Origin of the sequence: Paraburkholderia sp. GAS448 (genome assembly GCF_050435685.1) — a bacterium.
GTDB lineage: Bacteria > Pseudomonadota > Gammaproteobacteria > Burkholderiales > Burkholderiaceae > Paraburkholderia.
Window position 1 is genome coordinate 221089 of sequence record NZ_JBNDKT010000003.1, and the last position, 13410, is coordinate 234498.

The 13410-nt window shown below is 65.1% G+C and carries 10 protein-coding genes; 8 read left to right on the forward strand and 2 right to left on the reverse strand.

All coding sequences use genetic code 11. From position 1 onward, the window contains the following. Positions 1-76: 76 nt before the first annotated feature. The 8 genes from P3T23_RS07440 to P3T23_RS07475 all read left to right on the forward strand — a co-directional run bounded on the left by P3T23_RS07440 (position 77) and on the right by P3T23_RS07475 (position 9918). A complete protein-coding gene (locus P3T23_RS07440) occupies positions 77-1312 on the forward strand; it encodes an aspartate aminotransferase family protein (protein ID WP_429315537.1) in 1236 nt (411 codons plus the stop codon). Between the two features lie 34 nt (positions 1313-1346). Continuing rightward, positions 1347-2402, forward strand: coding sequence for an arginine/ornithine succinyltransferase subunit alpha (gene aruF, locus P3T23_RS07445; protein ID WP_429315538.1), 1056 nt, complete (start codon positions 1347-1349; stop codon positions 2400-2402). Next, positions 2399-3430 carry an arginine N-succinyltransferase gene (gene astA / locus P3T23_RS07450; RefSeq protein ID WP_429315539.1) on the forward strand — a complete coding sequence of 344 codons (1032 nt, stop codon included), beginning with the start codon at positions 2399-2401 and terminating at the stop codon, positions 3428-3430. The genes aruF and astA overlap by 4 nt, the downstream gene beginning before the upstream one ends. A 2-nt stretch (positions 3431-3432) precedes the next feature. Further along, a complete protein-coding gene (gene astD / locus P3T23_RS07455; RefSeq protein ID WP_429315540.1) occupies positions 3433-4896 on the forward strand; it encodes a succinylglutamate-semialdehyde dehydrogenase in 1464 nt (487 codons plus the stop codon). Positions 4897-4905: 9 nt separating this feature from the next. Beyond that, on the forward strand, positions 4906-6246 hold the full coding sequence (astB, locus tag P3T23_RS07460) for an N-succinylarginine dihydrolase (protein ID WP_429315541.1): 1341 nt from the start codon (positions 4906-4908) through the stop codon (positions 6244-6246). Next, on the forward strand, positions 6230-7279 hold the full coding sequence (gene astE, locus P3T23_RS07465) for a succinylglutamate desuccinylase (RefSeq protein ID WP_429315542.1): 1050 nt from the start codon (positions 6230-6232) through the stop codon (positions 7277-7279). Before astB ends, astE begins: the two co-directional genes overlap by 17 nt. 216 nt (positions 7280-7495) lie before the next feature. After that, positions 7496-8290, forward strand: coding sequence for a lysine/arginine/ornithine ABC transporter substrate-binding protein (locus P3T23_RS07470; protein ID WP_429315543.1), 795 nt, complete (start codon positions 7496-7498; stop codon positions 8288-8290). Between the two features lie 251 nt (positions 8291-8541). Beyond that, positions 8542-9918 carry an EAL and HDOD domain-containing protein gene (locus P3T23_RS07475; protein ID WP_429315544.1) on the forward strand — a complete coding sequence of 459 codons (1377 nt, stop codon included), beginning with the start codon at positions 8542-8544 and terminating at the stop codon, positions 9916-9918. Positions 9919-10033: 115 nt separating this feature from the next. Here the strand turns inward: P3T23_RS07475 and P3T23_RS07480 are convergent, their stop codons facing one another. Both P3T23_RS07480 and P3T23_RS07485 read right to left on the reverse strand, forming a co-directional pair. Then, positions 10034-11488, reverse strand: coding sequence for an HDOD domain-containing protein (locus tag P3T23_RS07480; RefSeq protein WP_429315545.1), 1455 nt, complete (start codon positions 11486-11488; stop codon positions 10034-10036). An 85-nt stretch (positions 11489-11573) separates the two neighbouring features. Then, positions 11574-13391, reverse strand: a complete 1818-nt coding sequence (locus P3T23_RS07485) for a putative bifunctional diguanylate cyclase/phosphodiesterase (protein ID WP_429315546.1) — start codon at positions 13389-13391, stop codon at positions 11574-11576. Positions 13392-13410: the final 19 nt, after the last annotated feature.

The following is a 13410-nucleotide window of genomic DNA, read 5'->3' on the forward strand; positions in this document are numbered from 1 at the left end:
GAACGCGTCGCGTATAAGCAAGACGGTTCGCGCGCGGTTTCCTACACTAGTGACATTACTGAAACGAGGATTTGCCATGAACGACCTGACTGTGACGCGCCAGACCTTCGACGAAGTGATGGTGCCGGTGTTCTCGCCAGCCGCTTTCGTGCCGGTGCGCGGCGAGGGCTCGCGTGTCTGGGATACGCAAGGCCGCGACTACATCGACTTCGCCGGCGGCATCGCCGTCACGGCGCTCGGCCACTCGCACCCGGAACTGCTGAAGGTGCTGCAGGAGCAGGGCAGCAAGCTGTGGCACATCGGTAACGGTTACACGAACGAACCGGTGCTGCGCCTTGCAAAGCGCCTCGAAGACCTGACGTTCGCCGACCGTGCATTCTTCGCCAACTCGGGCGCGGAAGCGAACGAAGCCGCCCTGAAGCTGGCGCGCCGCGTCGCGTTCGAACGTTTCGGCGCCGACAAGTATGAAATCGTCTCGTTCACGCAGTCGTTCCACGGCCGGACCTTCTTCACGGTGAGCGTCGGCGGCCAGCCGAAGTATTCGGAAGGCTTCGGCCCGGTGCCGGAAGGCATCATCCATCTGCCGTACAACGACACGGAAGCCGCGCTGAAGACCATCGGTGCGAAGACCTGCGCGGTGATCGTCGAGCCGATCCAGGGCGAAGGCGGCGTCATTCCGGCCGATCCGGCTTTCCTGCGCGCACTGCGCGAGGCCTGCGACAGGCACGGCGCGCTGCTGATTTTTGACGAGGTACAAACGGGTGTAGGCCGCAGCGGCTATTTCTACGCGTACCAGGACACGGACGTGACGCCCGACATCCTGACCACCGCGAAGGCGCTCGGCAACGGCTTCCCGATCGGCGCGATGCTGACGACGACCGAACTGGCCGCGCATTTCAAGGTTGGCGTGCATGGCACGACGTACGGCGGCAATCCGCTGGCTTCGGCGATTGCGGAAAAGGTCGTTGAACTGATCAGCGATCCGGCCGTGCTCGAAGGCGTGCGCTCGCGCAGCGAACTCCTGAAGGCGAAGCTCGCAAAGATCAACGAACGTTTCGGCATCTTCAAGGAAGTGCGCGGCAAGGGTCTCCTGATCGGCGCCGAACTGACCGACGCGTTCAAGGGCCGCGCGAAAGACTTCGTCACCGCTGCCGCGAATCACGGCGCGATGATGCTGATGGCGGGGCCTGACGTGCTGCGTTTTGCACCGTCGCTGATCATGCCGATCGACGATCTCAACGAAGGTCTTGCGCGCCTCGAAACGGCAATCGAGGCTGTCGTCGGCGCGACCGCTGAAGCAGCGGCACGCTGATCCACCTGCATCACATTCAACCACTGGAACGATGATGCTCTTCGTACGCCCTGGCCGCCTCGCCGATCTCGATGCGCTCGAACACATGGCGCGCACCGCCCAACCCGTGCTGCACTCGCTGCCGCACGACCGGCGGGCGCTCGAGGCGCGCGTCGCGCTGTCGGAAGACTCGTTTCTCGCGGAAGTCGACTTTCCGGGCGAGGAGTTCTACCTGTTCGTGCTCGAAGACGCCGCAACGGGCAAGCTGCTGGGCACGGCCAGCATCGTCGCGGCGGCCGGCTACTCCGAACCGTTTTACGCGTTTCGCAACGACGCGCTGATCCACGCGTCGCGTGAGCTGCACGTGAACCGCAAGATTCACGCGCTGACCATGTCGCATGAACTGACCGGCAAGAGCCGGCTCGCGGGCTTCTATATCGATCCCTCGTTGCGTGGCGATGCGGCGGCGCATCTGATGTCGCGCGCGCGGATGATGTACATCGCCGCGAACCGCAAGCGCTTCACGCCGGAAGTGTTTTCGCTGCTGCTCGGCGTGACCGACGATGCGGGCGTGTCGCCCTTCTGGGAAGCGGTGGGGCGCAAGTTCTTCGGCCGCAATTTCGCCGATATCGAAGTGGAGTCGGGCGGCCGCAGCCGCACCTTCATCGCTGAAGTCATGCCGAGCTATCCGATCTACGTGCCGCTCTTGCCTGAAGCGGCGCAGCGTGTGCTGGGCGAGCCGGACGAGAAGGCGCTGCTCGCCTACGACATCCACCAGGAAGAGGGCTTCGAGACGGACCGCTACGTCGATATCTTCGATGCCGGTCCGGTGGTGACGGCGCAGGTCGATCGCGCGGCGTGCGTGGCGCGCAATGAAAACCGCATGGTCCGCGAAGCGGGTGCCGCTCTCCAGGGACCGACGTATCTCGTCGCCAGCAATCGCGCGGGCGATTTCCGCTGCGTGCTGGCGGATCTGCCAACGGACAAGGCGCGCGGCGCCACGCTGGCGACAGCCGCACGCGAAGCGCTTGGCGTGCAGGACGGCGACACGGTGCGCTGTGTGCCGCTGCATCAGCAGACGCAGAATGAACACTCGGGAGAAGCACAATGATCGTCGTTCGCGTCGTGCAGACGGGCGATGTGGACGCGCTCGTCGCGCTCGCTCAAGAGACCGGTCCCGGTCTTACCACCTTCAAGCCGGATCGCGATGCGCTGGCAGCGCGCGTCGAACGCACGCGCCGGACGATGGAAGGCAAGGCCGCGCCGCACGAAGAAGGCTATTTCTTCGTCATGGAAGATGCGCAGACGGGCGACGTGGCAGGCGTGTGCGGGATCGAAACCGCAGTCGGTCTCGAACAGCCGTTCTACAACTATCGCGTGAGTACGGTCGTGCACGCGAGCCAGGACCTCGGCATCTGGACGCGCATGCGCGCGCTCAACATCTCGCATGATCTGACGGGCTACGCCGAAGTGTGCTCGCTGTTTCTGAGCCCGCGTTACCGGACGAGCGGTGTCGGCGGTTTGCTGTCGCGCTCGCGCTTCATGTTTATCGCGCAGTTCCGCGAGCGTTTTCCGCAGCGCATCTGCGCCGAACTACGCGGGCACTTCGACGCGGACGGCACCTCGCCGTTCTGGCGCGCGGTGGGCTCGCACTTCTATCAGATCGATTTCAACGCCGCGGACTATCTCAGCTCGCACGGACGCAAGGCGTTCCTCGCCGAACTGATGCCGCGCTATCCGGTGTACGTCGATCTGCTGCCGGAAGAGGCGCAGGCCGCCGTCGGCCTCACGCACAGTGACACGCTGCCCGCCCGCCGGATGCTCGAAGCTGAAGGGCTGCGCTACGAAAACCACGTCGATATTTTCGACGCCGGTCCGGTGCTCGAATGTCATATCGCCGATCTGCGCACGGTGCGCGAGAGTGTCGTCGTGCCGGTCGAGATTGGCGAGCCGCGGGTGCAGGACGGTGCTCCGCGTTCGCTCGTATCGAATACGTCGCTGACCGACTTCCGCGTCGGCATGGCGCCCGGCGTGCCGGAGGAGGGCGTGTTCCGTCTGTCCGCCGAAGATGCCGCTGCGCTCGACGTGCGCGCTGGCGATCCGGTGCGTGTACTGCCGCAGAAACCAAAACAGGGATGATCATGACTGAGCTTTTTATCGACGGCGAATGGGCCGCCGGCACCGGCCACGTGTTCGCGTCGCGCAACCCGGGCACCAACGCAAAAGTGTGGGAAGGCAACAGCGCTTCGGCAGAAGACGTTGACCGTGCAGTGCGCAGCGCGCGCCGCGCTTTTGCAGCGTGGTCCGCGCTGGATTTCGACGCACGTATCGCGATCGTGCGCCGCTTCGCTACGCTTCTGACCGAACGCAAGGAAGCGATCGCCGAGGCGATCGGTCGCGAAACAGGCAAGCCGTTGTGGGAAGCGCGCACTGAAGTGGCGTCGATGGCCGCGAAGGTCGAGATCTCGATTCAGGCCTACCACGAGCGCACCGGCGAAAAACGCACGCCGATGGCCGATGGCGTCGCGGTGCTGCGGCATCGTCCGCATGGCGTGGTCGCGGTATTCGGGCCGTATAACTTCCCGGGCCATTTGCCGAACGGGCACATCGTGCCGGCGCTGATCGCCGGCAATACAGTCGTGTTCAAGCCGTCCGAACTGGCGCCGCGCGTCGCGCGTGCGACGGTCGAGGTGTGGCGTGAGGCCGGTCTGCCGGCCGGCGTGCTGAACCTCGTGCAGGGCGAGAAGGACACGGGCGTGGCGCTGGCGAATCATCGTCAGATCGACGGCCTCTTCTTCACGGGCAGCTCGGACACGGGCACGCTGCTGCACAAGCAGTTCGGCGGCCGTCCGGAGATCGTGCTCGCGCTCGAAATGGGCGGCAACAACCCGCTCGTCGTCGCGCCGGTCGCCGATCTCGACGCCGCCGTGCATCACACGATCCAGTCGGCGTTTCTGTCGGCAGGGCAGCGCTGCACCTGCGCGCGCCGCATCTTCGTGCCGAACGATGCCTTTGGCGACCGCTATCTCGAGCGTCTCGTCGATGTGACTTCGCGCATCGCCGTGGGTGAATACAACGCCGATCCGCAGCCGTTCATGGGCGCGGTGATCTCGGCGCGCGCCGCCTCGCGTCTTGTCGCGGCGCAGGACCGGCTGCTGGCGGACGGCGCGAAATCGCTGCTGACGATGGAACAGCGCGATCCGCAACTCGGCTTCGTGACGCCCGCGATTCTCGATGTGACCGGCGTGCAGGACCTACCCGACGAAGAGCACTTCGGCCCGCTTGCGCAGATCATCCGCTACACGTCCTTCGACGCCGCAATCGACGGTGCGAACGACACCGAGTTCGGCCTGTCCGCCGGTCTGCTGGCCGACGACGAGTCGCTGTGGACGCAGTTCCAGCGCCGCATTCGCGCGGGCATCGTCAACTGGAACCGGCCGACCAACGGGGCCTCGTCGGGGGCGCCATTCGGCGGCTCGGGCCGCTCGGGCAACAACCGGCCAAGCGCGTACTACGCGGCCGATTACTGCGCGTATCCGATGGCATCCGTCGAAAGCGCACAACTGCAGATGCCCGCGAGCGTTTCGCCGGGCCTCCAATTCTGAGGATCGACGATGCAAGCCACTGAAGCCAATTTCGACGGACTCGTCGGCCCGACTCACAACTATGCGGGGCTGTCGTTCGGCAACGTCGCATCGCAGAACAACGAGAAGTCCGTCGCGAACCCGAAGGCCGCGGCGAAGCAGGGTCTGCGCAAGATGAAACAGCTTGCCGACCTCGGCTTTGATCAAGGCGTGTTGCCGCCGCAGGAGCGGCCGTCAATGCGCCTCTTGCGTGAACTCGGCTTTTCCGGCGATGACGCCACCGTGATCGCACGCGTGGCGAAGGACGCGCCCGAGCTGCTCGCCGCCGCGAGTTCCGCCTCGGCGATGTGGACGGCGAACGCGGCGACCGTGAGCCCGTCGGCGGACACGCACGATGGCCGCGTGCATTTCACGCCGGCGAACCTGTGCAGCAAGCTGCATCGCGCGATCGAACACGAATCGACGCGCCGCACGCTGCAGGCAATCTTCGCGGACAACGCACGCTTCGCGGTGCATGAGGCGCTGCCCGGCACGCCGGCGCTCGGCGACGAAGGCGCGGCGAATCACACGCGCTTTTGCGCGGAGTACGGTGTGCGCGGCGTCGAGTTCTTCGTCTACGGGCGCAGCGAGTATCGTCGCGGGCCGGAGCCGAAGCGATATCCGGCGCGCCAGACGTTCGAGGCGAGCCGCGCGGTCGCGCATCGTCACGGTCTGGTCGAAGGCGGAACGGTCTACGCGCAGCAGGCGCCTGACGTGATCGATGCCGGTGTGTTCCATAACGATGTGATTGCCGTCGGCAACCGCAACACGCTGTTCTGTCATGAGACGGCGTTTGTCGACCAGTCCGCGGTGTACGACGAACTGCGCACCAAGCTCGACAGGCTCAACGCGTCGTTCAATGTGATCGAAGTGCCGGACGCCCAGGTGAGCGTCGCGGATGCCGTGACGTCCTATCTGTTCAACAGCCAGTTGCTGACGCGCCCGGATGGCCGCCAGGTGCTGGTGGTGCCGCAGGAGTGCCGCGAGAACGCGCGGGTTGCCGCATATCTCGACAGCCTCTCGACGCAGCATGGTCCAATCGACGACGTGCTGGTGTTCGATCTGCGTGAAAGCATGAAGAACGGCGGCGGCCCGGCCTGCCTGCGGCTGCGTGTCGTGCTGAACGACGCAGAGCGCGCCGCGGTGGCGCCGGGCGTGTGGATCAACGATAACCTCTTCGGGCGCCTCGATGCGTGGATCGAAAAGCATTATCGCGATCGCCTCGCGCCGGCCGATCTCACCGATCCGCAACTGCTCGCCGAGTCGCGCACCGCGCTCGACGAACTGACGCAGATTCTTGGCCTTGGCTCGCTCTATGACTTCCAGCGCTGATCGCGGCGCGCACGCGCTGCTCGACGATTTTCTGGCGTACACGCTGGGCGGCAAGCGTCCGTCGCCGGAAGAGGCCGTGGGGGCGTGCGCGAACGGCACACGCTTTACGTGGCAGGGCGATGGCGTGCTGCAGCTCGAACCCGCGGTGCTCACGAACGGGACGCGTAGCGTGCTCGCGTCGGCGGGCATTCACGGCGACGAAACCGCGCCGATCGAATTGCTGTCGCTGATGGTGCGCGATATTGCAACGGGGCGCATGCCGCTCGCGTGCCGGCTGCTCGTGATTCTCGGCAACGTCGATGCGATGCGCGAAGCGTGCCGTTATCGCGACGACGACCTGAACCGCCTCTTCAGCGGCCGTCATGCACAGGTCGCAGAGAGCCGCGAAGCCCCGCGCGCGGCCGCACTCGAGCGCGCCGCAAAGCGTTTCTTCGATGCCGCATCCGCTGCGCCCGAAGCACGCTGGCATGTCGATATGCACACGGCGATCCGTGCCTCGGTGTTCGAGCAGTTCGCGTTGTTGCCGCACACCGGCGCGCCGCTATCGCGTGCGATGTTCGAATGGCTGCGCGATGCACGCATTGCCGCTGTGCTGCTGCATACGACGAAGGGCAACACGTATTCGCATTTCACCGCCGATACGTGCGGCGCACTGGCCTGCACGCTCGAGCTCGGCAAGGTACGCCCGTTCGGAGAGAACGATCTCGTGCGTTTCGCGGGGGCCGATCACGCGCTGCGCCGGCTGGTCGCAGGCGAACCGGTCGATGAATCGGCGCCGCTGCCGCGCGTGTTCACGGTCATCGACCAGATCACGAAGCAGAGCGACGCGTTCGAACTGCTCGTCGCTTCGGATGTGCCGAATTTCACGCCCTTCGAAAAAGACACGCTGCTCGCCCGCGATGGCGATTATCGCTACGCGGTGCGCCACGACGAAGAGCGCATCGTGTTTCCGAATCCGGCGGTGAAGCCCGGCCTGCGCGCCGGGTTGCTCGTCATCGAAACCACCGACAGCACGCTGGCCGCGCTCGTCTGACCCATCGTACGGCCGCGTGGTCGCTGGGGCCGCTGCCGCGTCATGGGGCAGCTCCGGCATGTGTGCTGCGCCTGCCCTGTACAATCGCGCCTCCGCGGCTGTTGAGGGGCACCGCATCAGCCGCAAGGGTTTAAGTTGCAATTCTGGCGCTGCGACCATGCGCGCCTCGATTCGGCCCGGTTTTATCTCATCATCAGCAAAGCGAGGACTCCCCGGATGAACATGAATTGGCGAAAGATGGCCGCGCTCGCGCTTTTTGCGTCCGCGACGGTGGCAGCAGGCAGTGCGTCGGCGGCCGACATCAAGGAAATCCGCTTCGGCGTTGAAGCGTCGTATGCACCGTTCGAATCGAAGTCGCCGGCGGGCGACCTGCAAGGGTTCGACATCGATATCGGCAACGCCGTTTGCGCGAAGCTGAAGGCGAAATGCGTGTGGGTCGAGAATTCGTTCGACGGCCTGATCCCGGCACTGGAAGCGCGCAAGTTCAGCACGATCAACTCGGACATGACGATCACCGACCAGCGTCGTCAGGCGATCGAGTTCACGGATCCGATCTACACGATCCCGAACCAGATGATCGCGAAGAAGGGCAGCGGACTGCAGCCGACAGCCGCCTCGCTGAAGGGCAGGCACGTCGGCGTGCTGCAGGGCACGATCCAGGAAACGTATGCGAAGGCGCGCTGGGCGCCTGCGGGCGTCGACGTCGTACCGTATCAGACGCAGGACCAGATCTACGCCGATCTCGCGGCGGGCCGTCTCGATGCATCGTTTCAGGATGCGGAAGCTGCCTCGAAGGGCTTCCTGAAGCGTCCGCAGGGCGCGGGCTTCGAATTCGCGGGTCCGGCCGTGAGCGACGAGAAGCTGCTTGGTGGTGGCGTCGGCTTCGGTGTCCGCAAGGGCGACAAGGCGTTGAAGGATGCGCTCAATCAGGCGCTGAAGGACCTGAAGTCCGATGGCACGATCGACCGTTTTGCTGCGAAGTACTTCGACGTGAAAGTGGTGCTGAAGTAACGCACCAGATGGCGCGCGCGGCCAGGCATCGTTACGGAGGTCCGCGCTCCGACTGGAAAAACCGGCCGCCTGCGCGGCCGGTTTTTTTTCGAAATCGTTTGCGCGCGGCTGCCTGATGACTTCTGCGTGCGCTAGAATCTGCCAGTGCCTGAGGCCCGCGTCGAGAGCGCCGGCCGGTCGGATTCAGGCACAACGAAAACACCACAAGAGCAGGGCAAACGAGGCGTCGATACGCTTCGCGGGGGACGGGTATGACCAGGATCGCAGTCGAAGATCACCAACATCCGGACGGTACGTCCGGTCAGGCGGGCCATGCGCCGGACGACGTCTACGTCGCGCGTCAGCCGCTGCTGGATCGCGATGGCATGCTGTGCGGCTTCGAGCTGAAAGCACGGCACACTGCCATTCCGACGCCGAATCCCGCCGCATTCACCGACAGCGAAACCGCCGACGCCGCGATGAAGGCGGCCGAAGCCGCGCGCGCAGCGGACGCGAAGGCGGTGATCTGGGCCATCGCGCAGCCCGACGTAAGCGGAGCGCTGGCCGGACATATGGCCTATGTCGATGCGAGCCGTGAAATGCTCTTCGACGACACGCTGCGCCTCTTGCCCGCCGAACGCTTCACGCTCGAACTGCCTCCCTACCTCGAAGCCGACGATCAACTCGTCACACGCGTCATCGCGCTGCACGGGCGTCGCTATCGTTTCGTTCTCGACGATGTGACGCAGCCGGGCGACACCTTCGCCAAACTGCTGCCCTATGCCGATGCCGTAAAGATCGACTTCCGGCGCACGCAGCCCGCGCTGCTGCCGAAGCTGACGAAAGTATTGAAGGCGGCGGGCAAGATTCTGATCGGCAAGGGCATCGACACACCGGCGGATTTCGAGGCCGCGCACGAGCTCGGCTTCGATCGCTTTCAGGGCTACTTCTTTGCCCGTCCGCAGACCCAGAACCTGCGCCGCGCGAGCGCGCCGCGTCACGCGTTGCTGAATCTGCTGCAACTGCTCGCCTCCGATCCGACGGTCGCGCAGCTCGAAGCCGAATTGAAGCTGAACCCGGTGCTGGTGATGCATCTGATGCGGCTCGCAAATTCGAGCGGCCTGGGCGTCGGTCACAAGGTCACGACGTTGCGCGAAGCCATCAACGCGACCGGTACGAACCGCATCGCGCGCTGGACGCAACTGCTGCTGTACGCGGACGGCCGCAAGGTCTCGCTGGAAGACGATCCGCTCCTGCAGCTCGCCGCAACCCGTGCGCGTTTCATGGAACTGGCCGTGGAGCGTCTGCCCGAGGCGGGCCGGGACGAGGCCGATGCGGCCTTCCTCACCGGCGTGTTTTCATTCGTCGATGCGGTGTTCGGTGGTTCGCTCGAAAACACGCTCGACATGCTCATGCTGACGAAGCCGATCCGCGCGGCGATCCTGCGGCGCGAGGGCGCGCTGGGCATGCTGCTGTCATCGATAGAAGCGCTTGAGCGCGCAGCATGGACGGATGTCGATACCGCATGCCTGCAGCTGGCGCCGCTGACGGCTGCCGATATCGCAAGGCTCGGGCTGGTGGCCGCTGCGTGGGCCGGCGTGGCGGATCGCAGCGCCGAAGCGGCGGGGCTTGAACGGATCGAGGATTGAAGAACCGAAGGCGGGCAAGAAGCCGCGTCATGCAGGTTGCCGTACCGCTCGCCCCGGCGGGGCGCTGGGCGCAACAGGCACGATGAGCGCTCAGGTTGGCTGTCCCATCACACGCTCAAAGCAGTTCCATTTCCCGCGCGGGCGCGTGTGCGAAGAACCTGCCGAGTTCACGCGCAAGCTCGTTGAGCGCGCCCATCTCCCCTTGGGAAATCTTGCGCGGCTCCTGCTCATGCGTCCAGTCGCCGTATATCAGTGCAACCGTCGACTGGTTCTCCAGCGCGACCGGCAACAGAACAAATGAACGCGTGTCGCCGAACGAGCGGCGGAACCATTCCGGCAGGCGCGCCATCATCTTCGGGTCGCGAGCGTTCTCGATGAAGATGCCGACCGAGTTCGCAATCGCGAGATGAAACACGTCCGGCTGGAAAGCTGCGTTGAATTGCAGCGTCGGCAGGAGCGCCTCCATCTTCGGTCCGAAGCCGAGCCGCGCCTTGAAAGAACCGGCACCGTGCCTGACGAAGACGACCGTGCGCGCAAAGCCGAGGCCGGCCAGCACCGTTTCCGATGCAAGCGCGAGCGCCGGCGCAAGTGCGTTGTCCGACGGCAGCGCGCGCAGGTCTTCGACACCCGCACCAATGCGCGCCTCCGGATCGAGTGCCTCGCGCGCAATCGCGTCGGCGTTGGCGCGCAGTTCGCTGATCTCGCGCATGACGCCATCGCCGGCCTCTTCGCGGGCCAGCGCAACGCTCATCTCCACGAGTACGTCCGGATCGGTTCCGAGCGTACGGCCGTAACGCTGCGCGAGTTCTCCGATGCGCGCTTCGCGTACCGCGTCGGGAAGATTCGGCGTCGTGAGGACGTGCGAGACCTCGGTCGAATAGTTCGTGATCGCGCGCAGCCACTGCACCTGGCGCGGCGCCTCATCCTGCGGATTGAACTGGCTCATGCCGGCGCGGATCATCTCCGGCAGACGCCAGCGTGTCGCGGCTTCAAGGCCGATTTCGTCGAACGTCACGCCGAGTTCGGCATTGCACGCTTCGGTTTCTTCCATGCCGGCGTCGACGTGGCGGCGGATCTTGTCCCATTCGGTATCGAGATAGAACACGACGAGCAGCTTGCCGACCTGACGCATCAACGTGCAGACGACGGCTTCTTCCCCGGCGCGCAGGTCGCCGCGCTCGGTGAGCTTGCGCGCGACGCAGCCCGAGAGCATCGTGCGGTTCAGTTCCAGCTTGGCGTCGATGCGCCGCGGCACGCTGTGATGAAAGTGATCGACGAGCTTGAGCCCGACGACGAGATGGCCGACGGCGTCCATGCCAAGTACCATCAGCGCCCGCGTAACGGTGGTGATGTTGCCGCCGAAGGCCATGTACATCGCCGAGTTGGCGAGCCGCAACACCTTTTGCGTCAAGGCGAAGTCCGACAGCACGACCTGCACGAGCGCCGAGAAGTCGAGGTCGTCGTTGGTCATCGCCGCCATGGTTGTGCGCAGGGACTGCGACAGCATGGGGAAGTCGCCGCGCTCGCTCATCCGCGACCACAATCTGTCGAGTAGCGCAGCCTTTACCATGTGATTCCCGCGAAAGCCATACGTGTTCCAGTGATTGGCATACCGGCGCGTGACCGGTGCTCGATGCGGATGCGCGCCGTCCGCATCAGGACGGCGCGCCGTGCAGGTGGAGCGTGCGTGCCTCGAAGCGCTGCGCCAGTTCTTCCGATGGCAGCGCCTTGCAGACGAGCCAGCCCTGTATGTGATCGCATCCCATCTCGGTCAACAATGCGCGCTGCGCTTCGGTCTCTACGCCTTCGGCAACCAGTTCGAGGTCGAGCGTTTGCGCGAGGCCCACGACCGCGCTGACGATCGCCTGATCGTTTCGCGAGGTTAGCAGATTCTCGACGAAACTGCGGTCAATCTTCAGCTTCGCGAGTGGAAAACGCTGCAGATACGCGAGACTCGAGTATCCCGTGCCAAAATCGTCGACGGCGAAACGGATGCCGATCGCAGTCAGTTCCTCGAGCAGCGCCTTGGCGTGGACCGGGTCGTGCATCAGCAGGCTTTCGGTGATCTCGAACACGAGGCGGCGCGGGTCGATGCCGGTCAGGGCGATCGCTTCGCGCACGCTGTCCGTGAAGCGCGGGTCGCGGAACTGCTGCGGCGATACGTTGACCGCCACGTATTGCAGCCTGATACCCTGGTCGTCCCACTGAATCAGTTGCATGCAGGCAATCTTCAGCACCCAGTTGCCCAGATAGTTGATGAGGCCGACCGATTCCGCGAGCGGGATGAACATCGACGGCGGCACGAGCCCATGCACTGGATGCAGCCAGCGGATCAGCGCCTCGACGCCCACGACGCCATGCGTATGGCTGCTCGTGATGGGCTGGAAGTGCAGCGAGAATTCGCCGTTGCGCACGCCGTCGTAGAGATCCGCCTCGAGCTTGAGGCGCTCGGCGTCGGCGGGATTGTCGTCCGGGACGTAGAAGGCGAGGGTGTTGCCGCCGCCGGACTTGGCCTGCAGCAATGCATGGTCGGCCCAGCGCATCAGATGGCTGCCGCCAGGCGTTGCGTCCTTCATATGGCGCGCATCGGGATACAGTGCGATGCCGATGCTCGCCGACAGGTGAACCTGCTGGCCGTTGAACGAATACGGTTGCTGGATGGCCGTCAGGAGACGCCGGGCCAGCGCCTCGGCGGCAAACGATGCATTCGGATGCGTCGAGATCAGGGGCAGCAGGACCGCGAACTCATCGCTCGCGACGCGCGCGATGGTCTCGCCCTGGTTCACCATGTTCTGCAGCCGCCGCGCCGTGTCGCGCAACATCTCGTCGCCGGCGTCGTAGCCGAGCGCGCGGTTCACGCGCTGATAATCGTCGATATCGAGCAGCAGCAGTGCGGCGGTCGAGCCGTGCATATCGGCTTGCTGTTGCGCGTTGAGCAGCGCGGGCACGAGCGCAGCCTGGTTCCACAGGCCGGTCAGGCGGTCGTGATGCAGCGCATGCTTGAGACGGTCTTCGGTCGCGCGCCACGCCGACACATCGAAGCCCGCGATCGCAAAGCCATCGGTACCGTCGTGACTGTTGCGCACCACGCGCAGTTCGACCGCGACCGGGTAGGTCAGCGATTTGACGAGTTCGAGCGTGATCTTTTCGACGGCCGCGCTGGCGGCGGCATGGGCGAGCACGGCGTCGAGCTTCGCGACATCGCCGGGGGCGACCAGATCGTGCAGCGTGATGGTCTGCAGGTACTCGCGGTGGTAGCCGATGAAGCGCAGGCTTGCGTCCGACACATAGAGGAACTTGAGGTCCCGGTCCACATGAGCGAGGAAGTCGACGGCGCTGACCGTGTGCTCGAGGCGTGGGTGGTCCTCGCGCGGCGGGGCCTCGCCGTCGGTGCGCCGGCCGAGCGCACGCAGGCGGTCGATGACCGTGCGCAGAGGGCCCCGGCGGGGCGCGGTGACGCTATTCGCTTCCATGTTTGTCGCTGGCAACCCG